This window comes from Pseudomonas sp. G34 (genome assembly GCF_031119625.1).
Taxonomy (GTDB): Bacteria; Pseudomonadota; Gammaproteobacteria; order Pseudomonadales; family Pseudomonadaceae; genus Aquipseudomonas.
In genome coordinates this window covers 160,358-181,921 of record NZ_JAVHZV010000007.1, presented here as the reverse complement: position 1 = coordinate 181,921, position 21,564 = coordinate 160,358, and the positions used below count along the sequence as shown (strand labels likewise).

At 63.5% G+C, this 21,564-nt stretch carries 23 protein-coding genes; 5 read left to right on the top strand and 18 right to left on the bottom strand.

Annotated features, from left to right (window positions below):
• Positions 1–10 precede the first annotated feature (10 nt).
• The 4 genes from QYS36_RS04540 to QYS36_RS04525 all read right to left on the bottom strand — a co-directional run bounded on the left by QYS36_RS04540 (position 11) and on the right by QYS36_RS04525 (position 4,122).
• Positions 11–2,062: a flotillin family protein gene (locus QYS36_RS04540; protein WP_308838365.1), complete on the bottom strand. Its 2,052-nt coding sequence runs from the start codon at positions 2,060–2,062 to the stop codon at positions 11–13.
• A 38-nt stretch (positions 2,063–2,100) separates the two neighbouring features.
• On the bottom strand, positions 2,101–2,727 hold the full coding sequence (locus QYS36_RS04535; protein ID WP_308838364.1) for an OB-fold-containig protein: 627 nt from the start codon (positions 2,725–2,727) through the stop codon (positions 2,101–2,103).
• 72 nt (positions 2,728–2,799) lie between these two features.
• Positions 2,800–3,495: a PspA/IM30 family protein gene (locus QYS36_RS04530; RefSeq protein WP_308838363.1), complete on the bottom strand. Its 696-nt coding sequence runs from the start codon at positions 3,493–3,495 to the stop codon at positions 2,800–2,802.
• A gap of 12 nt (positions 3,496–3,507) precedes the next feature.
• Complete coding sequence (locus tag QYS36_RS04525; RefSeq protein ID WP_308838362.1) at positions 3,508–4,122, bottom strand: YjfI family protein; 615 nt, start codon at positions 4,120–4,122, stop codon at positions 3,508–3,510.
• 314 nt (positions 4,123–4,436) lie between these two features.
• On the opposite strand from QYS36_RS04525, the gene QYS36_RS04520 reads away from it, so the two are divergent.
• On the top strand, positions 4,437–5,159 hold the full coding sequence (locus QYS36_RS04520) for an endonuclease I family protein (protein ID WP_308838361.1): 723 nt from the start codon (positions 4,437–4,439) through the stop codon (positions 5,157–5,159).
• A 210-nt stretch (positions 5,160–5,369) separates the two neighbouring features.
• On the opposite strand, the gene thrC is transcribed toward QYS36_RS04520, so the two are convergent.
• The 9 genes from thrC to ffh all read right to left on the bottom strand — a co-directional run bounded on the left by thrC (position 5,370) and on the right by ffh (position 13,601).
• Positions 5,370–6,779, bottom strand: coding sequence for a threonine synthase (thrC, locus tag QYS36_RS04515; protein ID WP_308838360.1), 1,410 nt, complete (start codon positions 6,777–6,779; stop codon positions 5,370–5,372).
• Positions 6,780–6,839: 60 nt separating this feature from the next.
• Positions 6,840–8,144 (bottom strand): homoserine dehydrogenase, encoded by a 1,305-nt coding sequence (locus QYS36_RS04510; RefSeq protein WP_308838359.1) that lies wholly within the window; start codon positions 8,142–8,144, stop codon positions 6,840–6,842.
• Positions 8,145–8,247: 103 nt separating this feature from the next.
• Positions 8,248–8,973, bottom strand: coding sequence for a DsbC family protein (locus tag QYS36_RS04505; RefSeq protein WP_308838358.1), 726 nt, complete (start codon positions 8,971–8,973; stop codon positions 8,248–8,250).
• A gap of 108 nt (positions 8,974–9,081) precedes the next feature.
• Positions 9,082–9,978, bottom strand: coding sequence for a site-specific tyrosine recombinase XerD (xerD, locus tag QYS36_RS04500; RefSeq protein ID WP_308838357.1), 897 nt, complete (start codon positions 9,976–9,978; stop codon positions 9,082–9,084).
• Between the two features lie 157 nt (positions 9,979–10,135).
• Positions 10,136–10,486, bottom strand: a complete 351-nt coding sequence (rplS, locus tag QYS36_RS04495) for a 50S ribosomal protein L19 (protein WP_074882600.1) — start codon at positions 10,484–10,486, stop codon at positions 10,136–10,138.
• Between the two features lie 40 nt (positions 10,487–10,526).
• A complete protein-coding gene (gene trmD / locus QYS36_RS04490) occupies positions 10,527–11,279 on the bottom strand; it encodes a tRNA (guanosine(37)-N1)-methyltransferase TrmD (RefSeq protein ID WP_308838356.1) in 753 nt (250 codons plus the stop codon).
• Positions 11,280–11,284: 5 nt separating this feature from the next.
• Entirely contained in the window at positions 11,285–11,821 is a 537-nt protein-coding gene (rimM, locus tag QYS36_RS04485; RefSeq protein WP_308838355.1) for a ribosome maturation factor RimM, read from the bottom strand.
• A 7-nt stretch (positions 11,822–11,828) separates the two neighbouring features.
• Positions 11,829–12,080: a 30S ribosomal protein S16 gene (gene rpsP / locus QYS36_RS04480; RefSeq protein WP_084306325.1), complete on the bottom strand. Its 252-nt coding sequence runs from the start codon at positions 12,078–12,080 to the stop codon at positions 11,829–11,831.
• Positions 12,081–12,224: 144 nt separating this feature from the next.
• Complete coding sequence (gene ffh, locus QYS36_RS04475; protein WP_308838354.1) at positions 12,225–13,601, bottom strand: signal recognition particle protein; 1,377 nt, start codon at positions 13,599–13,601, stop codon at positions 12,225–12,227.
• A 255-nt stretch (positions 13,602–13,856) separates the two neighbouring features.
• Between ffh and QYS36_RS04470 the strand changes: the two genes are divergently transcribed.
• Together QYS36_RS04470 and QYS36_RS04465 are read left to right on the top strand one after the other, a co-directional pair.
• Positions 13,857–14,657: a cytochrome c biogenesis protein CcsA gene (locus QYS36_RS04470; protein ID WP_308838353.1), complete on the top strand. Its 801-nt coding sequence runs from the start codon at positions 13,857–13,859 to the stop codon at positions 14,655–14,657.
• A 20-nt stretch (positions 14,658–14,677) separates the two neighbouring features.
• Positions 14,678–15,973, top strand: a complete 1,296-nt coding sequence (locus tag QYS36_RS04465) for an HlyC/CorC family transporter (RefSeq protein WP_308838352.1) — start codon at positions 14,678–14,680, stop codon at positions 15,971–15,973.
• Positions 15,974–16,055: 82 nt separating this feature from the next.
• Here QYS36_RS04465 and purT read toward each other — a convergent pair whose 3' ends face one another.
• On the bottom strand, positions 16,056–17,237 hold the full coding sequence (gene purT, locus QYS36_RS04460; RefSeq protein WP_308838351.1) for a formate-dependent phosphoribosylglycinamide formyltransferase: 1,182 nt from the start codon (positions 17,235–17,237) through the stop codon (positions 16,056–16,058).
• Positions 17,238–17,511: 274 nt separating this feature from the next.
• Between purT and QYS36_RS04455 the strand changes: the two genes are divergently transcribed.
• Entirely contained in the window at positions 17,512–17,676 is a 165-nt protein-coding gene (locus QYS36_RS04455) for a hypothetical protein (protein WP_308838350.1), read from the top strand.
• A gap of 7 nt (positions 17,677–17,683) precedes the next feature.
• Here the strand turns inward: QYS36_RS04455 and moaE are convergent, their stop codons facing one another.
• The 4 genes from moaE to QYS36_RS04435 all read right to left on the bottom strand — a co-directional run bounded on the left by moaE (position 17,684) and on the right by QYS36_RS04435 (position 20,365).
• On the bottom strand, positions 17,684–18,142 hold the full coding sequence (gene moaE, locus QYS36_RS04450; protein ID WP_308838349.1) for a molybdopterin synthase catalytic subunit MoaE: 459 nt from the start codon (positions 18,140–18,142) through the stop codon (positions 17,684–17,686).
• A 1-nt stretch (position 18,143) separates the two neighbouring features.
• Entirely contained in the window at positions 18,144–18,386 is a 243-nt protein-coding gene (locus QYS36_RS04445) for a MoaD/ThiS family protein (protein WP_308838348.1), read from the bottom strand.
• Positions 18,383–18,862, bottom strand: coding sequence for a cyclic pyranopterin monophosphate synthase MoaC (gene moaC / locus QYS36_RS04440; RefSeq protein WP_308838347.1), 480 nt, complete (start codon positions 18,860–18,862; stop codon positions 18,383–18,385). Before moaC ends, QYS36_RS04445 begins: the two co-directional genes overlap by 4 nt.
• Before the next feature lie 111 nt (positions 18,863–18,973).
• Complete coding sequence (locus QYS36_RS04435) at positions 18,974–20,365, bottom strand: PhoH family protein (protein WP_308838346.1); 1,392 nt, start codon at positions 20,363–20,365, stop codon at positions 18,974–18,976.
• Positions 20,366–20,752: 387 nt separating this feature from the next.
• On the opposite strand from QYS36_RS04435, the gene yaaA reads away from it, so the two are divergent.
• Positions 20,753–21,532 carry a peroxide stress protein YaaA gene (yaaA, locus tag QYS36_RS04430; protein WP_308838345.1) on the top strand — a complete coding sequence of 260 codons (780 nt, stop codon included), beginning with the start codon at positions 20,753–20,755 and terminating at the stop codon, positions 21,530–21,532.
• Positions 21,533–21,564 lie beyond the last annotated feature (32 nt).

Here is a 21,564-nt window from a genome sequence, read left to right as displayed (position 1 = left end):
ACACCGTGGCTTACACCGCGTCGCTGTCGCTCACCGCAGCCGGTTTGGCTTCGGCGGCGCGGCCCTGCAGTAGTCGCGCCAATACGTCCTGCACCACCGGGCTCTTGCCGACCACGCCCTCGATGGCCTTGCCCACGGAAAGGGACTTGGCGAACGAGTTGAAGAAGTCGCCTTCGCCGCCGACGATCTCGATCTTCGCCTTGGCCAGCGCGGTGGCCAGCACCTCGGCCTGATCCTTGGCGATTTCCTTGTTGGCGGCGATGGCGGCCATGGCCTCCTCGAAGCTCTTCTCCAGCTGCATGCGGAACTCTTCGTGCTGGCGCGCATTGTCGCTGAGCGCATCCAGGGCACCGAACTTCTTGCCCAGGCCTTCGGCTTCGGCGTTCAGACGCTCCAGCAGCACCTGCGCCTCGGCCATACCCAGGTCCTGGGTGGCCTTCGCCTTGGCAGTGCCGAGCTGCTCTTCGCCGCGCGCCTGGGCGCCGAGCTTCTCTTCCAGCACCTTGGCATCGGCCAGGCCGTCCTTCTCCTTGGCGGCGGCCTGGGCTTCGGTGACACGTGCCTGGGCCAGGCCCTTTTCCTGCTCGCCCTTGGCTTCGGCGATCAGCCGCTCGGCCTGCACGCGCGCCTCGGCGAGGCCCTCCTTCTCCTTGGCTGCAGCGGTGACTTCACGTACCCGCGCATCGGCCAGACCGGGCGCAGCGCGCTCGGCTTCGATACCTTCGGCCAGCTTCTTCTTGGCCTCGGCGCTCTTGGCTGCGGCTTCCAGTTCGGCCTGGGCGAGGTTGTTGATTTCCACCGCCTTGTGCTTGGAACGGGTTTCGTCCGCCTCGGCCTGCTTGACCTGGCGCACCAGCTCCTGCTCGGCTTCGGCCTGGGCGTTGAGCACGGTGACCTGCTTCATGCGCTCGGCTTCGGAGATCTCACGGACTTCCTTGATGCGCTCTTCTTCCTGGGCCACGGTCTTCTCCACCGCAACGCGTTCGCGCACCACGCTGGCGATGTTCTTGCGCTCTTCTTCCAGGGCCTTTTCCTTCTCGATGCGCTGCAGCTCGACTTCGCGCTCGCGGGCCACCACTTCCAGATCCTTGGCGCGGGTGACCTTCTCCACCTCGATGACCACCGCGCGCTGGCGGTTCTGCTGGGCCACTTCCACTTCGCGCTGATGATTCTCGGCACGGATGTCCAGCTCCTGCTGGGTCTGGATACGGGCCTGCTCGGCCTTCAGGCGCTCTTCTTCCTTGACCTTGAGGGTCTCGGCCTGCTCACGGGCCTGGATGGTCTCGATCTCGCGCTTCTGGCGTGCTTCGGCATCGGCCTGCTGACGCTCCAGGGCCAAGGTCGCCTCGCGGGTTTCGACGTTCTTCTTCTTGATCGCCAGCTCTTCGTTGCGCTCCAGGTCATTGGTGATGACGTTCTGCGCAGCGGTCAGCTGGGTGATCTTGCGGATACCCTCGGCGTCGAGAATGTTGCTCGGGTCCAGGGAGCTCTTGGCGGTCTGCTCCAGGTAGTCGATGGCCACGTCTTCGAGCACGTAGCCGTTGAGGTCGTTGCCGATCACCTCGACGATGCGGTCGCGAAACTCCTGGCGGTTCTCGAACAGCTGGACGAATTCGAACTGCTTGCCGACGGTCTTCAGGGCCTCGGAGAACTTGGCGTTGAACAGCTCGTTCACCGCGGCACGGTCGGAGGCCCGCTCGACGCCGATGGCCTTGGCGACCTTGAGCACGTCTTCCTGGGTCTCGTTGACGCGCAGGTAGAAGGCCACGGTGATGTCGGCGCGCATGTTGTCGCGGCAGATCAGGCCGTCCTTGGCACGGCGGTCGACCTCCAGGGTGATCAGGGAGATCTTCATGAACTCCTTGAGGTGGATGACCGGGTAGACCAGCGCGCCGGTGAAATGCACCTTGGGCGTGGACGACATGTCGTTGACGATCAGCGCGGTGCCCTGGGGAACCTTGATGTAGAAGGCCTTGAACAGGGCCAGCAGGCCGACGATCAGCAGGGCGACCAGGCCGACCCCGACCAGCACGGGGATCAGCGACGGGGAAAGGTTGTACATTGCACTCAATCTCCTTTGAGACAAACGGAACCGACGGCTCAGATGCCGCGGAACTCATCCTCGGTTATCACCCGGTAGGCGTGCTGCGCCTCCAGGTACTCCAGTAAAACGACACGGTCGCCACGCTTGAAACCCAGCTGCTCGTCGGCGCGCACCCGCAGGATCAGCCCGGCGCCGCCATCTTCCAGCACGGCTTCGCCATGGCTGGCGGTCACCCGCCCGCTGCGCACCACGGCGGTCTGGCCGAGCACGCTCTTGCTGCTGGTGACTTCCAGCTTGCGAAACAACGGACGCAGCGGCGCGCATAACAGGCGGGTGGGCGCCACGGCGAGCATCAGCGCCAATACGGCGATTACCACGCCCAGCGGATAACGCAGCCACTCGAGCGGCAGCAGGCTGAGCAGCCAGAGGTCGGCGAAATAGCTGATGAACCAGGCAAAGAAAGCCAGCAGCGTGAACACCAGGGTGAGCGGTATGTCACGCAGCTTGAGTTTGGACAGGAGCGCTGCCGCCGGGCCTTCCAGTGCGGAATCGGCCTCGACGTCGAGCACGTCGATCTCGATCAGGCCGAACGCGACGATGACCCAGTACAGCACTGCCAGGCACAGCAGGAAGCTGAAGATGACCGTCGGGAACGCCAACGAGACCTGCAGGAAGATTTCCATGATTTCCTATCCCTGAAAACATGGCGGAGCCTGCTGGCCCCACCACTCATGACGCATCGAAGCCAGCCGCAATCAGGGCTTGGCCTTGTCCTTGAGGCGCGCCAGCACGCTGTCGGCGCTGCTCTTGTCGGCGACGATACCGGCGGCGCGCAGTTTGGCATCCAGCGACTCGTCAGGGTTGGAGGCCTGGGCCAACTCGGCCGCCGCTTCCATCTTCGCCGCACGCTCGGCCTGCTGCTGCTTGATGCGCTCCAGCGACTCGACCGCGGTGTGCAGCTTGGCTTGCGAGCCGCCATAGCGCTGAGCCACGGCCATCTGCGCCTTCTGCACGCTTTCGGTGGCCTTGACGGTATCCACCTGCTGTTTCAGGCGCTTGATATTGGCTTCAGCCTGGCTGACCGCGCCACGCAACTGAGCGACGCTGGCCGCGTAGTTGTCAGCTTGCTCGCGCTCGCTGCCCAGTTCGACTTCCAGGTTGGCGATCTTGCCGGCCACTTCGGCGGCCAGGTCGTCCTTGCCGGTCTCCAGCGCCTTGACGGCGTATTCTTCGTACTCGGCAATCTTGGCGGCAGACTTGCTGGCACGCTCGGCGGCCAGCTTCTGCTTGGCCATGATCTCGGCCAACGCTTCCTTGGATTTGCGCAGCTCGCTATCGGCGTCGCGGATTTCCTGATCGAGAATGCGCAGGGCCTGGCCATCGACCAGCACCTCACCCATTTCATTGGCACCGCCGCGCAGCGCCGTCAGCAATTTGCTCCAGACGTTCATGGGCATGTCTCCTTATGCACGGGCCTTGAGGAAGTCTTCGTAGGCTTCGGTGGCCTTGATCACGTTGTCCGCCAGCGTTTCGATCTCCAGCACCACGTTGGGCAGGATCGACGAGGCGCTGAGCGCACCGAACATGGTGTAGCAGGCCTGGCCGTCCGGCAGGGTTTCGAGCCCCACGCAGGACAGCGGGAACAGCTTGTGGCTGCGCAGCACTTCTTCGTTGAAGGCCGCGGTGTCGCGCACATCGCTGGCAGGCCAGAGCAGCGCCTCGACCACGATCTGATCGCCGAACACGGCGATGAACAGCGGCAGATCGCCGTATTCCTTCATGGTCACGTGCAGACTGGCGTCGGCACCCTGGATCAGCTCGACCGCCGCGCGACCATCGGCAAACGGCTCTGTCGCCGACAGCGCCTCGAACAACGTTTGTGCAGTCCAAACCTGAGGCATGCTCACCCCCTCCTCCATTGAAGCCAGCTCCGGCTGGGGCTGGCGCAGTTTCCTTTCGAACGCCGAGAGCCGCTGGGCGTGCTCGGGCAGAATCCACACCTCCTTCTTCACCAGCCCCTGCTCACGCAGGCGCTGACGGAAAAGACGCTGGTAATGCGCAGATGATTTGTTTTCCATGAAGGCAGACTAGAACATCACATGTGATAACTCAATACATCACATGTAATTTAATCAGGGAATCTGCTTGCGGTCATTCTGCCAGGTGCCGGCAGCCGTTGCGGAGGGAATCAGCCGGGCAACTCTAGCCCAGAAAACGCCGGCCGTTCGCCAACTGCGTCGCAGACAACGCGGATTGGCAGCGCTGGCCTGCCGCCGCTCGATCGCCAGCCGTGAACGAAACGGCAACAGCCCCTAGATAGACGCCATCAATGGGCCAGCCTTGGCAAACCGCAACGAGCCGGTATGATGCGCCACTTTTTCAGGAAAGCCGCATGCCGTTTCGCCGCCTTCTCGCACTCCTGTGCCTCACCCTCTGCACCTCGCTGCAGGCCGCCCCACCGCAAAGCTTCAGCCAGGCCAAGAAGATCGGCTGGACCCTCTACGAGCGCCAGTCGGTGGAGTTCTATTGCGGCTGCAGCTTCAAGGGCAACCGCGTCGACCTGAAAAGCTGCGGCTACACGCCACGCAAGAATGCCAACCGCGCCGCACGCATCGAATGGGAGCATATCGTCCCAGCCTGGCAGATCGGTCATCAACGCCAATGCTGGCAGCACGGCGGGCGTAAGAACTGCAGCAAGAACGACAGCGTTTACCGCCGCGCCGAGGCTGACCTGCACAACCTGGTGCCGGCGATTGGCGAGGTCAATGGCGACCGCAGCAACTACGACTTCGGCTGGCTGCCGCAAAAGCCCAGCCAGTATGGCGCCTGCCCCACGGTGGTCGACTTCAAGGCCCGCAAGGTCATGCCCCGCCAGCAGGTGCGCGGCATGATCGCCCGCACCTACCTGTACATGAGCGACCGCTACCAACTGCGCCTGTCCAAGCAGAACCGCCAACTGTTCAACGCCTGGAACAAGACCTACCCGGCCGAACACTGGGAGCGCCAGCGCAACCAACTGGTCGGTTGCGTGATGGGCTGGGGCAACCCCTATGTCGGGCAACTGGACAAGCGCCTGTGCAAGCAGGCGCCGGTGGCGGCGGTCAATCGGCGGTAGAGCCTTGAGGCAAAAGCGCCGTGATGGATTAGCGAGCTAAAGCCCACCTTGTGCCCTCACCAGATGAAGGTGATTAATGATGCGAGAGCGCGCCATAGGCGCGAATCGCGGGCATGGCCCGCTCCCACAGGAGCCAGCTGATAGCCCCCTTGAAAACAAGAAAGGCCGGCCCCTCACGGCGGCCGGCCTTTCGAGCTGCAGCGCTAGCGCTTACAGCGGCTTGCCGCGGTTGCCGTGGGCGGCCACGAATTGCTGCACGGTCGCCAGGTCATTGGCCAGCACGGTGCAGCGCTCGTCACGTTCGAACAGATCGGCCAGGTGCGCCGGCAGGGCTGGCGACAGGTTCACAGCCGACTTCTCGATGGCCTCCGGGAACTTGACCGGATGGGCGGTGCCCAGCACCACCATCGGCACGCTCAGGCTGCGCCGGCATTCACGGCCAGCCCGCACGCCGATGGCGGTATGCGGGTCGAGCAGCTCGCCGGTAGCGGCGTACACCTCGGCGATGGTCTGGCAGGTCTGCTCGTCGCTCACCGCGAGGGAATCGAACAGCTTGCGGGCCTCGGTCCAGCGGTCGTCTTCGACAGTGAAACCACCGGTCTGGCGGAATTCGGTCATCAACGCGGCGATCGACGGGCCGTTGCGACCATGCAGGTCGAACAGCAGGCGCTCGAAGTTCGACGACACCATGATGTCCATCGACGGCGTCAGGGTCGGATACAGCTCGCCCTTGGCGTACTGGTTGCCGCTCATGAAGCGGTGCAGGATGTCGTTGCGGTTGGTGGCGACGATCAGTTGGCTGACCGGCAGGCCCATGTTGCGTGCCAGGTAACCGGCGAAGATGTCGCCGAAGTTGCCGGTCGGCACCGAGAACGCCACCGAACGCGCCGGCCCGCCGAGCTGCAGGGCGGCGTGGAAGTAGTAGACGATCTGGGCCATGATCCGCGCCCAGTTGATCGAGTTGACCGCCACCAGGCGCGTGCCCTTGAGGAAGCCCTGGTCGGCGAAGCTGGCCTTGACCATCTCCTGGCAGTCATCGAAGTTGCCCTCGATGGCGATGTTATGGATGTTGTCGCCGAGGATGGTGGTCATCTGCCGGCGCTGCACCTCCGACACACGGTTGTGCGGGTGCATGATGAAGATGTCGACGTTGTCGCAGGCCTTGCAGCCCTCGATGGCCGCCGAGCCGGTGTCGCCACTGGTGGCGCCCATGATCACCACGCGCTCGTTGCGCTTGGCCAGCACGTAGTCGAGCAGGCGGCCGAGCAGCTGCAGGGCGAAATCCTTGAACGCCAGGGTCGGGCCATGGAACAGTTCGAGCACCCACTCGTTGCCGTTGAGCTGGCGCAGCGGCGCCACGGCCGAGTGCTCGAACACGCCGTAGGTGTCTTCGAGAATCTGCTTGAAATCGGCATCCGGGATGCTGCCGGTGACGAACGGGCGCATCACCCGGAAGGCCAGCTCGTGATACGGCAGGCCGGCCCAGGAAGCGATCTCCTCCTGGGTGAAGCGTGGCAGGTTTTCCGGCACGTAAAGGCCGCCATCGGTGGCCAGGCCAGCCAGCAGGACGTCTTCGAAATTCAGGGCCGGTGCCTGGCCGCGGGTGCTGATATAGCGCATGGTCTGCAAACCTTCGGTCTGGGGCGCCACGCCGCGAGCGAGTCGCGGCGCGCGACGAAATTAGCTGAGTTGTTCGACGCGGATGCGCACCACGTTGCCGACGACGTCGGCCAGCGCTTCCAGGGCAGAGATGGCGTCGTTCATGTGCTGCTCGGCAACGCGATGAGTGACCAGGATCATCGGCACCAGGCCGTCCTGCTCCTCGACTTCCTTCTGCATGATCGATTCGATGTTGATGCCGCGCTCCGACAGGATGCTCGCCACCTGGGCCAGCACGCCAGGACGATCCTTGGCCTGAATGCGCAGGTAGTAGGCACTCTCGCAATCGGTGATCGGCAGAATCGGATGATCGGACAGCGAATCCGGCTGGAAGGCCAGGTGCGGCACGCGGTTGGTCGGGTCGGTGGTCAGTGCCCGCACCACGTCGACCAGGTCGGCGACCACGGCCGAGGCGGTCGCTTCCATGCCGGCACCGGCGCCGTAGAACAGCGTGCTGCCAGCGGCGTCGCCATTGACCATCACCGCGTTCATCACGCCGTTGACGTTGGCGATCAGGCGGTCGGCCGGGATCAGCGTCGGGTGCACGCGCAGCTCGATGCCAGCCTCGGTACGGCGCGCCACGCCCAGGTGCTTGATGCGGTAGCCCAGCGCCTCGGCGTAGTTGACGTCGGCGGTGGTCAGCTTGGTGATGCCTTCGGTGTAGGCCTTGTCGAACTGCAGCGGAATGCCAAAGGCGATGGACGCCAGGATGGTCAGCTTGTGGGCCGCGTCGATGCCTTCGACGTCGAAGGTCGGGTCGGCTTCGGCGTAACCCAGGGCCTGGGCTTCGGCCAGCACGTCCTCGAAGGTACGGCCCTTCTCGCGCATCTCGCTGAGAATGAAGTTGCCGGTGCCGTTGATGATCCCGGCCAGCCAGTTGATACGGTTGGCCGACAGGCCCTCACGGATCGCCTTGATCACCGGAATGCCGCCAGCGACCGCCGCCTCGAACGCGACGATCACGCCCTTCTCGCGGGCGCGGGCGAAGATCTCGTTGCCGTGCACGGCGATCAGCGCCTTGTTGGCGGTGACCACGTGCTTGCCATTGTCGATGGCCTTGAGCACCAGCTCGCGGGCGACGCTGTAGCCACCGATGAGCTCGACGACGATATCGATCTCGGGGTTGCTGGCCACCGCGAACACATCGTCGGTCATGGTAATGCCGGTCGACTGGTACTGGGGCTTGGGTGTACGGGTGGCAATCTGCGCCACCTCGATGCCACGCCCGGCACGACGCGCGATTTCCTCGGCGTTGCGCTTGAGCACATTCACGGTACCGCCACCGACGGTACCCAGCCCACAGATGCCTACTTTGACCGGATTCACACTAGACTCCCAACTGCACTGCATAAAACGGCCGACGCGGGCGCCGGCCGTGGAAAAGAGCCGCACATTACGAAGCGGCTGTCTGATAGTCAATCAAGCCGGATCACTTGGCCTCCAGGGCCAGTTTTGCCAGCTGCGCCGCCGGCTGATAGCCGGGGATCATCTTGCCGTTTTCCAGGATGATCGCTGGCGTGCCATTGACGCCGATCATCTGCCCCAGCTGATATTGCTGGGCAACCGGATTGTCGCAGGTGGCCGCAGGCACCGCCTCGCGGGACTTGGCCTGATTCATCGCCGCCTGGCGATCCTTCGAGCACCAGACGCTGGCCAGATCCTTGGCACCCTTGCTGCCCATACCCTGACGTGGGAAGGCCAGATAGCGCACCTCGACACCCGCCTTGTTCAGCTCGGCCACTTCGCTGTGCAGCTTCTGGCAGTAGCCGCAATCGGTGTCGGTGAATACGGTGATATGGGTCTTTGGCTCCTTGGGCGCGAACACCACCATGTCCTTGGCAGGAATGGCGTTGATCTGCTTGGCGATGGCCTTGCCTTCTTCAGCCTCGGTGAGGTTGATGGCCTGGCCGTCCTTGAACTGGAACAGGTAGCCCTGCATGACGAACTGCCCGTCGGCGCTGGCGTACAGCTGGCGACCGCCCTTGAGCTGGACCTGGTAGACGCCGGGCATCGGGCTTTCGGCGATGGCCTCGATCGGCAGATCCGGCTGGATCGACAGCAGGTTCTTGCGGATCGCCTGATCCGGGTCGGCAGCGTGGCCGAGAGTACTGACCAGACCAAGGGCCATGGCCGCGAAAATGCGGGTCACACGCATGGTTACTCCTATCGAGCGACGGGGTGACAAGGGAAGAGCGAAGACTACCATAACCAGGGCCCGCGACTGCGGGCGACAGACGCAAAGCGTGAACCGGCGCCGGCCAATTCAGCCCCGCGGGTGATGCTGCGCATGCAGCGCCTGCAAGCGAGCGCGCGCGACATGGGTGTAGATCTGCGTGGTGGACAAATCGCTGTGGCCGAGCAGCATCTGCACCACGCGCAGATCCGCACCATGGTTGAGCAGATGGGTGGCGAAGGCGTGCCGCAAGGTATGCGGCGACAGCGACTTGGCGATCCCCGCCACCCTGGCCTGGTGCTTGATACGGTGCCAGAAGGTCTGCCGGGTCATCTGCTCGCCCCGCAGGCTGGGAAACAGCACGTCCGCCGGCCGCCCCGCCAACAGCGCAGGCCGCGCCTCGCGGCAGTAACGCTCGACCCAGCCGATGGCCTCCTCGCCCATCGGCACCAGGCGCTCCTTGCTGCCCTTGCCGAACACCCGCAGCACGCCCTGGCGCAGGTTGACCTGCTCGAGGGTCAGGCCGATCAGTTCGCTGACCCGCAGGCCGCAGGCATACAGCACCTCGAGCATGGCGCGGTCGCGCAAACCAATCGGGTCGCCCAGGTCAGGGGCAGCCAGCAGCGCTTCGACATCGGCCTCGGACAGCGACTTGGGCAGCGGCCGGCCTAGTTGCGGCATGTCCACCTGCAGCGTCGGGTCGCTATCGATCACTCCCTCACGCAACAGGAAGCGGTAGAAGCCGCGCATGCCGGAAATCAGCCGCGCCGTGGAGCGCGCCTTGTAGCCTTCGTTCATGCGCCAGGCCAGGTGATCGAGCAGCACCTCGCGGCCGACCGATTGCAACTCGACCCCACGCGCCTGCAGCCAGCCATTGAGCAACGCCAGGTCACTGCGATAAGCCGACTGGGTATGGGCGGAAAGCCCCTTCTCCAGCCACAGGGCCTCGATGAAACGCTCGATCAGCGGATGGTCGACAGCGGACATGGGATCAGCCCTGTTTCAGGTAGATAGTCGTGGTGCAGGTGCTCGCGAGCTTGACTTGTGGGAGCGCGAAACGACGAACCGACACCTGATACCAATACACCAAACCCCAGAAACGAAAAAAGCAGCCGAGGCTGCTTTTTTCGTGGGGAAAGCTGGCTTAAACCAGTTTTTCCTTGATGCGTGCTGCCTTGCCGGACAGGTCGCGCAGGTAGTACAGCTTGGCTTTGCGAACGTCACCACGACGCTTGACTGCCAGGCTGTCGACCAGCGGGCTGTAAGTCTGGAAAGTACGCTCAACGCCAACACCGCTGGAGATCTTGCGCACAGTGAAGGCGCTGTTCAGACCGCGGTTACGCTTGGCGATTACCACGCCTTCGAACGCCTGCAGACGCTGACGGTCACCTTCCTTTACTTTTACCTGGACGATTACGGTGTCGCCCGGGGCAAAGGTCGGGATCTCTTTGCTCATCTGCTCAGCTTCGATCTGCTGAATGATCTTGTTGGTCATGCTGCGCTCCTAAGACGGGCCTTCAGGCCGGCCATCGATATTAGTTATCGTCCCGCTGGCGGATGTATTCCTCCAGCAGCTTTTTCTCTTCTCCAGAAAGCGAGCGGCTATCCAGAAGATCGACACGGCGTTCCCAGGTGCGTCCCAGGGACTGCTGCAAACGCCAGCGCCGGATGTGTTCGTGGTTGCCGCCAAGCAGCACCTCCGGAACACGCTTATCCGCATACACCTCCGGACGGGTGTAGTGCGGGCAGTCGAGCAAGCCATCCGTGAAGGAGTCTTCCTCGGCCGAATCTGCATGACCCAATGCACCAGGCAAAAGGCGCGTTACCGCATCGATCAGCACCATGGCCGGCAGCTCACCGCCGGACAGGACGTAGTCGCCGATCGACCATTCCTCGTCGACGTGCGTTTCGATGAAACGCTCGTCGACGCCTTCGTAGCGGCCGGCGATAAGGATCAAACGCTCCTCCTTCGCCAGCTCGCGTACCGCCGCCTGGGTCAGCGGGCGGCCCTGCGGCGAAAGGTAGATCACCTTCGCCTGGCCGCCGCCGGCCTGCCTGGCATCGGCCAAGGCATCTTCAAGCGGCTTGATCTTCATCACCATGCCAGGACCACCACCGAAGGGGCGGTCGTCAACGGTGTGATGACGATCCGTGGTGTAACTGCGTGGGTTCCAGCAGGTCAGCTGCAACAGCTCCTGCCTCACCGCACGGCTGGTAATGCCGTAATCGCCGATGGCGGCGAACATTTCCGGGAACAGCGTAATGACATCGACGCGCAAGCTAGGCATGGCGCTTAGAAATCCGCATCCCAGTCGACCTGCATTTCGCCAGCCTCGAGGTTGATCGACAACACACACTGCTGCGTATACGGCAGCAGGCGCTCACGATCATCGAGGCTGTCAGCGCAGGGCTTGACCACCATCACGTCATTGGCACCGGTCTCGAACAGATGATCGACCTTGCCGAGCAATTGCCCCGCCTGATCGATGACCTTCAGACCTTCCAGCTGATACCAGTAGTACTCGCCGTCTTCCAGCTCCGGTAGCTGGCTGCGGGGAACGCAGATCTCGAAGCCCGCGTAGGTACGCGCCACTTCACGATCATCGAGCCCTTTCAGCCTGGCGACCAGAACCTTGCCCTGCAAGCGTCCACCAGCCAGTTCAACCTGCTTCACCTCGCCATCGCGCCGTAGCGTCCAGCGAGGGTAATCGAGCACGTTATCCACGGGGTCGGTAAAGGAAAACACCTTCACCTCACCTTTGACGCCATGCACCGAGACAATCTTGCCAAGGACCATCAAGTCCTCGGCGGGAGCGGGCGTCGTGCTCATAAAGTGCTTAGGCGGCAGCCTTGGCAGCTTCTTTCAGCAGCTGAGCAACGCGCTCAGACGGCTGGGCACCCTGGCCCAGCCAGTAGGTAGCGCGCTCTTGATTGACGGACAGCTTGACTTCAGCACCCGAGGCGATCGGATTGAAGAAACCGATGCGCTCTACGAAGCGACCGTCGCGCGCATTGCGGCTGTTGGTCACGGTGAGGTGGTAGAAGGGGCGCTTTTTGGAGCCGCCACGAGCGAGACGAATAGTTACCATGTGAACATCGTTCCTGTAGTCGGTGCTAACTTGAGGCACACATCAAAAATGGGCCTAGGCCCGAAAGGCCGCATATTCTAAGGATTATGCGGCTGTTTGCAAATCTCTTTTTCCGCCGGCCGTCGATAGGCCCGTGCAGAGGCTTCAGAACTTCGGCATGCCGCCGCCCGGCATCATGCTGCCCATGCCGCGCATCATCTTGGCCATGCCGCCTTTGGCGCTGAATTTCTTCATCATCTTCTGCATCTGCTTGTGCTGCTTGATCAGCCTGCCGATGTCCTGCACCTGGGTGCCGGAGCCCATGGCGATACGGCGCTTGCGCGAACCGCTGATGATATCAGGGTCACGGCGTTCGGCCGGGGTCATCGAGTTGATGATCGCTTCCATCTGCTTGAACTGCTTCTCGGCCGCACCCTGGGCGCCGCCCATCTGCGCCAGGTTGACGCCACCCATCTGCGGCAGCTTGTCCATCAGGCCGCCAAGGCCGCCCATGCTCTTCATCTGCACGAGCTGGTCGCGGAAGTCTTCGAGGTCGAAGCCCTTGCCCTTCTTGAGCTTCTTGGTGAGCTTCTCGGCCTTGTCGCGGTCGAGGGTCTGCTCGGCCTGCTCGATCAGACTGAGCACGTCGCCCATGCCGAGGATACGCGAGGCGATCCGCTCGGGGTGGAAGGGCTCGAGCGCTTCACTCTTCTCGCCCATGCCGATGAACTTGATCGGCTTGCCGGTGATGGCGCGTACCGACAGCGCGGCACCGCCACGGGCGTCGCCGTCGACCTTGGTGAGCACCACACCGGTGAGCGGCAGCGCATCGTTGAAGGCCTTGGCGGTGTTGGCGGCGTCCTGACCGGTCATGGCGTCGACCACGAACAGGGTTTCCACCGGCTTGACCGCCGCGTGCAGGGCCTGGATCTCGGCCATCATCTCGGCGTCGATGGCCAGGCGACCGGCGGTGTCGACCAGTACCACGTCGATGAACTTGAGCTTGGCTTCGCGAATCGCCGCTTCGGCGATGGCCACCGGCTTCTGGGTGATATCGGACGGGAAGAAGGTCACGCCGATGTCGCCCGCCAGGGTTTCCAGCTGCTTGATCGCCGCCGGACGGTAGACGTCCGCGGACACCACCATCACGCTCTTCTTCTTGCGTTCCTTGAGCAGGCGCGCCAGCTTGCCGACGGTGGTGGTCTTGCCCGCGCCCTGCAGACCGGCCATCAACACCACCGCCGGCGGCGTGGTGCTCAGGTCGAGGTCTTCGTTGGCCGCGCCCATGAGGCTTTCCAGCTCCAGGCGCACGATCTTCACGAACGCCTGGCCAGGCGTCAGGCTTTTCGATACTTCGGTGCCAACCGCGCGATCCTTGACGCGGGCGACGAAATCCTTGACCACGGGCAGCGCCACGTCGGCCTCGAGCAACGCCATGCGCACTTCGCGCAGGGTGTCCTTGATATTGTCCTCGGTCAGCTTGGCCTTGCCAGTGACGCTGCGCAGGGTCTGCGAGAGGCGATCGGTTAAGTTTTCGAACATGCGCGTTCCTTTCGGGCCGTCGGGCCGGGATGGGCTGGCAGCAAACTGCGGATTATAACCAAGACTGGCCGGCTTTCGAGGCTTGTTTGTCGGCGCCCCTGTGACCTAGGGTCTGTTGACGTTTCAACGCGAGCCGCGTTGCCGTGCGTGAAGCATCAACAGCCCCTAGTGAGACCGGATACCACCTGCAGTCTTTTTGCGCCCCCCGTTGTGTGCCACACTCGGCGCCTTTCAGGCTCTCGTCATCCAGGATCTATGCACCCTCTGTTGCCCAGTCTCGTCGCAGCCGTCCTTTATTTTGGCGCCGCCGCTTACCAAGGCCTGCATCTGGCCCGCCGCAGCGCGCCCAGCAAAACCGTTTTGCTGCTGGTCGGCGCGGTTGCCCTGCTGTTCCACGGCGGCAGCCTGTTCATGCAGATGCATGACAGCGCCGGGCTGAATCTGGACTTCTTCAACACCGCCAGCCTGATCGCCTTCACGGTGATAGCGCTGATCCTGCTGGCCTGCCGGCAGATGCCGGTGGACAACCTGCTGCTGTTTCTCTTCCCCCTCGGCGGCCTGACGGTGCTGTGCGCGCAATTCATGCCCAGCGGCACCACCCAGCCGCTCGAAGAAGGCCCCGGCATCCTCGCCCACATCCTGCTGTCGATCATGGCCTACGGCATGTTGACCATCGCCATGTTCCAGTCACTGCTGCTGCTGGTGCAGGATCATCAACTCAAGCACAAGCATCCGTCCGGGCTGATTCGCAATTTCCCGCCCCTGCAGACCATGGAAAGCCTGCTGTTCGGTTTCCTGTGGTGCGGCTGGGCGCTGCTGTCGCTGTCGCTGCTGTCCGGGGCGATCTTCATCGACAACCTGTTCACCCAGCACCTGGTGCACAAGACCATCCTGTCATGCTTCGCCTGGATAGTGTTCGCGGTGCTGCTGTGGGGCCGCCACCAACTGGGCTGGCGTGGACACAAGGCGATTCGCTGGACGCTGGCCGGGTTCTGCCTGCTGATGCTGGCCTACTTCGGCAGCAAGCTGGTTCGCGAATTCATTCTGCATATCTGACCCAGGCCTCAATACATTCCGTGGACGACGTACATCCTGGCCTCTTGATTGGCCTGCTGGTCTTGCTGCTGGCCTGTTCGGCTTTCTTTTCCAGCTCCGAGACCGGCATTCTCAGCCTCAACCGCTACCGCTTACGCCACAAGGCCAAAGAGGGGCATCGCGGTGCCAAGCGTGTCAGCAAGCTGCTCAGCCGTCCCGACCGGTTGCTGGGCACCATCCTGATCGGCAACAACTTCGTCAATATCCTCGCGTCGTCGATCGCCACCGTGCTGGCCATCAAGCTCTATGGTGAAGCGGGCATCGCCATTGCCACTATCGGCCTGACCGTTGCCTTGCTGATCTTTGGCGAAATCACCCCTAAAACCCTGGCCGCACTGCACCCCGAAAAGATCGCCTACCCGGCCAGCCTGCCGCTGCAGGTGCTGCTCAAGCTGTTCTATCCGCTGGTGATCTCGCTTGGCTGGATCAGCAATGGCCTGCTGCGCCTGCTCGGCGTCGACCCGGCCACGAAGAACGATGACGCCTTGACCACCGAAGAATTGCGCAGCGTGGTGCGTGAAGCCGGCCACGAATTGCCCAAGAGCCGGCAGAGCATGCTGCTGGGCATCCTCGATCTGGAACGGGTCACGGTCAACGACATCATGATTCCGCGCAACGAGGTGGTCGGCATCAACCTGCAGGACGACCTGGTGTCCATCGTCGAGCAACTGCGCACCACCACCCACACCCGCCTGCCGGTGTTCAGGCAGGACATCAATCAGGTCGAAGGCATCGTGCATATGCGCGAACTCACTCAGTTGCTGACCCATGGCCAACTCACCCTGGAGTCGCTGCTCGGTGCCTGCAGCGAGCCCTACTTCATCCCGGAAAGCACGCCGCTGTCGACCCAGCTGTTCAACTTTCAGAAGCAGAAGCTGCGCATCGGCATGGTCGTCGACGAATACGGCGACGTGCTTGGCGTGGTCACCCTGGAAGACATCCTCGAAGAGATCGTCGGCGACTTCAATGCACAGGACACCGCGCGCAGCCTCGAGATCCAGAACCAGGAAGACGGTACCCAGGTGATCGACGGCGCGGCCTACGTGCGTGAAATCAACAAGGCGCTGGGCTGGCATTTGCCCGTCGACGGCCCCAAGACCCTCAACGGCCTGATCACCGAAGCCATGGAAAGCATTCCGGAAAGCGCGGTATGCCTGCAGCTGGGCGTCTATCGCCTGGAAATTCTGCAGTCGTCGGAAAACAGGGTGAAGAGCGTGCGCATCTGGAAGGCCAGTGACCTGCCGGAAAACCAGGCGCCCGATGGCCTGGAAGACTGACAGCGGCAAGGGGCGGCCTTGCACCGCCCCTACCCTCCGCCAGGCCAGCTAACAGGCGCGGGCCAGCGCCCGCGCCGACCGCTTACAGTTCGACCTTGACCGCTTGCGCCGAGCGCAGCGCCTTGGCGCGCGCTGCCTCCAGCGACTCGTCGCGCGCCAGGGCCACGCCCATGCGCCGCTGACCGCTGACTTCCGGCTTGCCGAACAGGCGCAGCGCGGTATCCGGCTCGGTGAGCGCGGCGCCCAGGCTGCCGAAGCTGACCTGCCGGGATTCGCCTTCGACCAGGATCACCGCCGAAGCGGACGGGCCGAACTGGCGGATCGCCGGAATCGGCAGGCCGAGGATGGCGCGTGCATGCAGGGCGAATTCGGACAGGTCCTGGGAGATCAGGGTCACCAGGCCGGTGTCATGGGGGCGCGGCGAGATTTCGCAGAACCACACCTGATCACCCTTGACGAACAGCTCGACGCCGAACAGGCCGCGACCACCGAGCGAGCCGGTAACGGCCAGGGCGATACGCTCGGCCTCGGCACGCGCCGCCGGGCTCATCGCCTGGGGCTGCCAGGATTCCTGGTAGTCGCCCTTCTCCTGGCGATGACCAACCGGCGCGCAGAAGGTGGTGCCGCCGACGTGACGCACGGTCAGCAGGGTGATTTCGTAATCGAAGTCGATGAAACCCTCGACGATCACCCGGCCCTTGCCGGCACGACCGCCAGCCTGGGCGTAATCCCAGGCTTTGTGCACGTCATCGGCGCCCTTGAGCACCGATTGGCCCTTGCCCGAGGAACTCATGATCGGCTTGACCACGCACGGGAAGCCAATGGCGCCCACTGCCGCCTGGAACTCCTCGAAGGAGTCGGCGAACTTGTAGGGCGAAGTCGGCAGGCCGAGCTCTTCGGCGGCCAGGCGGCGGATGCCTTCGCGGTTCATGGTCAGCTGCGCGGCGCGGGCGCTGGGGATCACCGTGTAGCCTTCGTTCTCCAGTTCGACCAGGGTGGCGGTGGCGATCGCTTCGATCTCCGGCACGATGTAGTGCGGCTTCTCCTGCTCGATCACCGCACGCAGCGCGGCGCCGTCGAGCATGTTGATCACGTGGCTGCGATGCGCCACCTGCATGGCCGGGGCATTGGCGTAGCGATCGACGGCGATCACTTCGACGCCGAGGCGCTGCAGCTCGATGACCACTTCCTTGCCGAGCTCGCCCGAGCCACACAGCAACACACGGGTCGCGCTGGGCGACAGGGGGGTTCCGATACGGGGCATAACAGGATCCTTGGGTAGCAGGAGAATTCAGACGGCGATTTTAATCGCGCCCGGCCGCAACCGCGAACAAAATCGGCGGACCGGCCGCCGCCGCGTGCTTTCGCCGCGCCCTGGGCGACCGGTATGGCAGGCCATCATTGATCCCGCGAATTGTTCTGGATCAGTGCCACCAGCCGCCGCCTCGACTAAGCTCAAGGTGTAGGCCGCCGCTGCCTCGGCATGCCGAAGCAGCGGCGCAGCTCCTGGCACGCGACACTTCCGAGGAGGCTTGGCCATGGACGCTTTCCACATCATGATCATGCTGCTGATCAGCGGCTTTCTGCTGCTGGGTATCGGCTTCAACAACCGCGAACAGGAATGGGGCATCTGGCTGACCGGGCTGGGCGCACTGTCGATGTTCGCCCCGCTGTTCTTCAAGGTGTTCATCGAGTTCAGCTGAAACGCTTTCAGTCGTCGGCCTGCCAACGCCTGGCGGATGCCTGATCGCTTGCGCGGCCCTCGACCCAGCGCGGGCCGCTTGCGGTGTCTTCCTTTTTCCAGAACGGTGCGCGGGTTTTCAGGTAGTCCATGATGAACTCGCAGGCTTGGAAGGCCGCCTGGCGGTGGGCGCTGGCCACGCCGACGAAAACGATCGGCTCGCCGGGCTCCAGGGGCCCGACCCGGTGAATCACCTCGACGCCAAGCAGCGGCCAGCGCTGGCGGGCCTGGGCCTCGATGCCGGCCAGGGCCTTTTCGGTCATGCCCGGAAAGTGCTCGAGGAACATTCCCGCCACGTCCTGGCCGTCATTGAAGTCGCGTACATAGCCGACGAAGCACGCCACCGCCCCGACGCCGGTGTTGGCGGCGTGCACGGTGTTGGTCTCCAGCCCCGGATCGAAGATGGCCTGCTGGACGCGAATCCCCATCTCAGCCTCCGGTAACCGTGGGGAAGAACGCCACCGCGTCGCCATCGGCCAACGGCTCGCTCAAGGTGCAGAGCTCTTCGTTGCGGGCGCACATCAGGCCACGCTCGGCGAGCACCTCCCAGGCACCGCCGCGGGCCAGCAGGTGCAGGCGCAGCTCGTCGAGGGTGGCGAAGCCGGCTTGTAGCTCTTCGGCATCCAGGCCCAGGGTTTCGCGATAACGGGCAAAGTACTGCACGCGGATCATCGCTCGCCCTCGCCCGCCAGGAAGTGGCCGCTCTTGCCGCCGAGCTTTTCCAGCAGGCGCACCTGCTCGATGAGCATGCCGCGATCCACCGCCTTGCACATGTCGTAAATGGTCAGCGCCGCGACACTGGCGGCGGTCAGCGCCTCCATTTCCACGCCGGTCTGGCCGGTGAGCTTGCAGCGCGCGCGAATCAGCACGGCGTCTTCACCATCGGCCTGCAGCTCGACCTTGACGCTGGTGAGCATCAGCGGATGACAGAGCGGAATCAGGTCGGAGGTCTTTTTCGCAGCCTGGATGCCGGCGATACGCGCCACGGCGAAGACATCGCCCTTGGGGTGCTCGCCGTCGACGATCATCTGCAAGGTGCTGGGCTGCATGCGCACCCGGGCTTCGGCCACGGCTTCACGCACGGTCTGCGCCTTGTCGCTGACGTCGACCATATTGGCGCGCCCCTGGGAGTCGAGATGGGTCAACACGGGCAATCTCCAAGTAGAAAACCTGGCGATTGTAGGCCGCGCACCGCTACCTGCAAACCACGGGCGCCGCAATGAGGGCCCGGAGCCGCCAGGCGGCTCCGGGGCGAGGGTTTACATGTGGCTTTCGGCGTACTCGGCGAGGATCGAGCGCGGCACGCCTTGCAGGGTGATATGCACACCGTGCTCGAAGCCCTTGAAGCGCTCGGTGAGGTAGGTCAGGCCCGAGCTGGGTGCCGACAGATAGGGCGTATCGATCTGCGCCAGGTTGCCCAGGCAGATCACCTTGGAGCCGGCGCCGGCACGGGTGATGATGGTCTTCATCTGGTGCGGGGTGAGGTTCTGGCATTCGTCGATGAGGATCAGGCTCTGCTGGAAGCTGCGGCCACGGATGTAGTTCAGGGATTTGAACTGCAACGGCACCTTTTGCAGGATGTAGTCGACGCTGCCGTGAGTGTTCTCGTCGTCCATGTGCAGGGCTTCGAGGTTATCGGTGATGGCGCCCAGCCAGGGCTCCATTTTCTCGGCCTCGGTGCCGGGCAGAAAGCCGATCTCCTGGTCCAGCCCCTGCACGCTACGGGTGGCGATGATGCGCCGATAGCGCTTGCTGACCATGGTCTGCTCGATGGCGGCGGCCAGTGCCAGGATGGTCTTGCCCGAACCGGCCGCGCCGGTCAGGTTGACCAGGTGGATGTCCGGGTCGAGCAGCGCATAGAGCGCCAGCGCCTGGTGGATGTCCCGCGGCTTGAGCCCCCAGGCTTCCTGGTGCAGCAGCGGCTCCTGGTGCAGGTCGAGAATCAGCAGCTCGTTGCCCTCCACCTCCTTGACCCAGCCGACGAAGCCCTGCTCGTCGATGATGAATTCGTTGACGTTGACCGCCGGCAGCTCCTCGCTGAGCTGCACGCGGTGCCAGGTGCGGCCGTGGCCCTGGCGGGTATCGACCTTGGCGACGCGATCCCAGAAGGCGCCATCGACGTTGTGGTAACCCTTGGACAGCAGCGAGATGTCGTCGACCAGTTGGTCGGTATGGTAATCCTCGGAATCCAGCCCGCAGCCACGCGCCTTCAGGCGCATGTTGATGTCCTTGGTCACCAGCACCACGGAAGTGCCCGGGCGACGCGCCTTGAGCTCCACCAGCTGGTTGATGATCTTGTTGTCGTTGAGGTCTTCGGGCAGCCAGGTGACCGGCGCCGCGCTCTTGCTCATGAGAATCGACAGGAAGCCGCAGGGGCCGCTCTTCTCCCGCTGGATCGGCACGCCGTGCTCGACCTCCTCGGGCGTGGCGCCGTCGAGAATCTTGTCGATCAGGCGAATGGCCTGCCGGCATTCGGCAGCGACGCCCTGCTTGCCGGTTTTCAGTTTGTCGAGTTCCTCCAGCACCGTCATGGGAATGGCGACGTGGTGTTCCTGGAAATTGAGCAGCGCGTTGGGATCGTGAATCAGGACATTGGTGTCGAGGGCATACAAGGTTGGGGCGGTGGGCTTGATGCGTCCGTGGTCATCCATACTCGTCACCTTTTGTCGGATCCAGCGACGGAATGCCGGGACGGCGCTCCGCCACACAGGGCCACCGACTCCCCGGTGAGGGGAGGTGCAAACGGATGAGGGCCGAGGGCCGCCACCTGTCTGCAGGGTTCGGCGGTCTTTCAAAGCGTGGGTTGCGCGGGCCGCTGTGCATGCTCGGTTCGCCGCAAACCACAGTTCGTTGATACTCCAAAAAATGTGACAGGCAAATGATCTTTTCAGTTTTTTTATTTTTATTTGTCGGTTGGACGAATGACCTTGGCAGCGGCACTCGCCGGGCACTAGAGTCATAAGTCCGGCCCCCTTCCCAGCCGCCCGCTGGTGCTGCCGAATCGGCTAGAATCGCCGCTCCGCCGAAGGAGACGACTCATGCTGATGGTGATTTCACCCGCCAAGACCCTCGATTACGACACCGCGCCGGTGACCTCGCGCTTCACCCAACCCGAGTTTCTCGACCACGCCCAGGAGCTGGTCGCCCAGCTGCGTGACTTCTCGCCGGCGCAGATCGCCGAGCTGATGCACCTGTCCGACAAACTCGCCGGTCTCAATGCCGCGCGCTTCGGCAGCTGGACGCCTGAGTTCACCGCCCAAAACGCCAAGCAGGCGCTGCTGGCATTCAAGGGTGACGTGTACACCGGCCTGGACGCGCAAAGCTTCAGCGAAGCTGATTTCGACTTCGCCCAGCAGCACCTGCGCATGCTCTCCGGCCTGTATGGCCTGCTGCGCCCGCTGGACCTGATGATGCCCTACCGCCTGGAGATGGGCACCAAGCTGGCCAACGCCCGCGGCAAGGATCTGTATGCCTTCTGGGGCGAGCACATCAGCGAGTGGCTGAACCAGGCGCTGCAGGCTCAGGGCGATGACGTGCTGCTCAACCTGGCATCCAACGAATACTTCGGGGCGGTCAAACGCAAGGTGCTCAAGGCCCGGGTCATCGATACCGAGTTCAAGGACCTGAAGAACCGCCAGTACAAGATCATCAGCTTCTACGCCAAGAAGGCCCGCGGCCTGATGGCCCGCCACGTGATCAGGGAACGCGTGACGGACCCGCAGCAGCTCAAGGATTTCGACGCTCAGGGCTACCGCTTCTCGGCCAAGGACTCGAGCGCCGACAAGCTGGTGTTCCTGCGCGACCACGCCCCGGAGTGAGTCTTGGGTCTGCTCCCGGTTCAGCGCGAGCC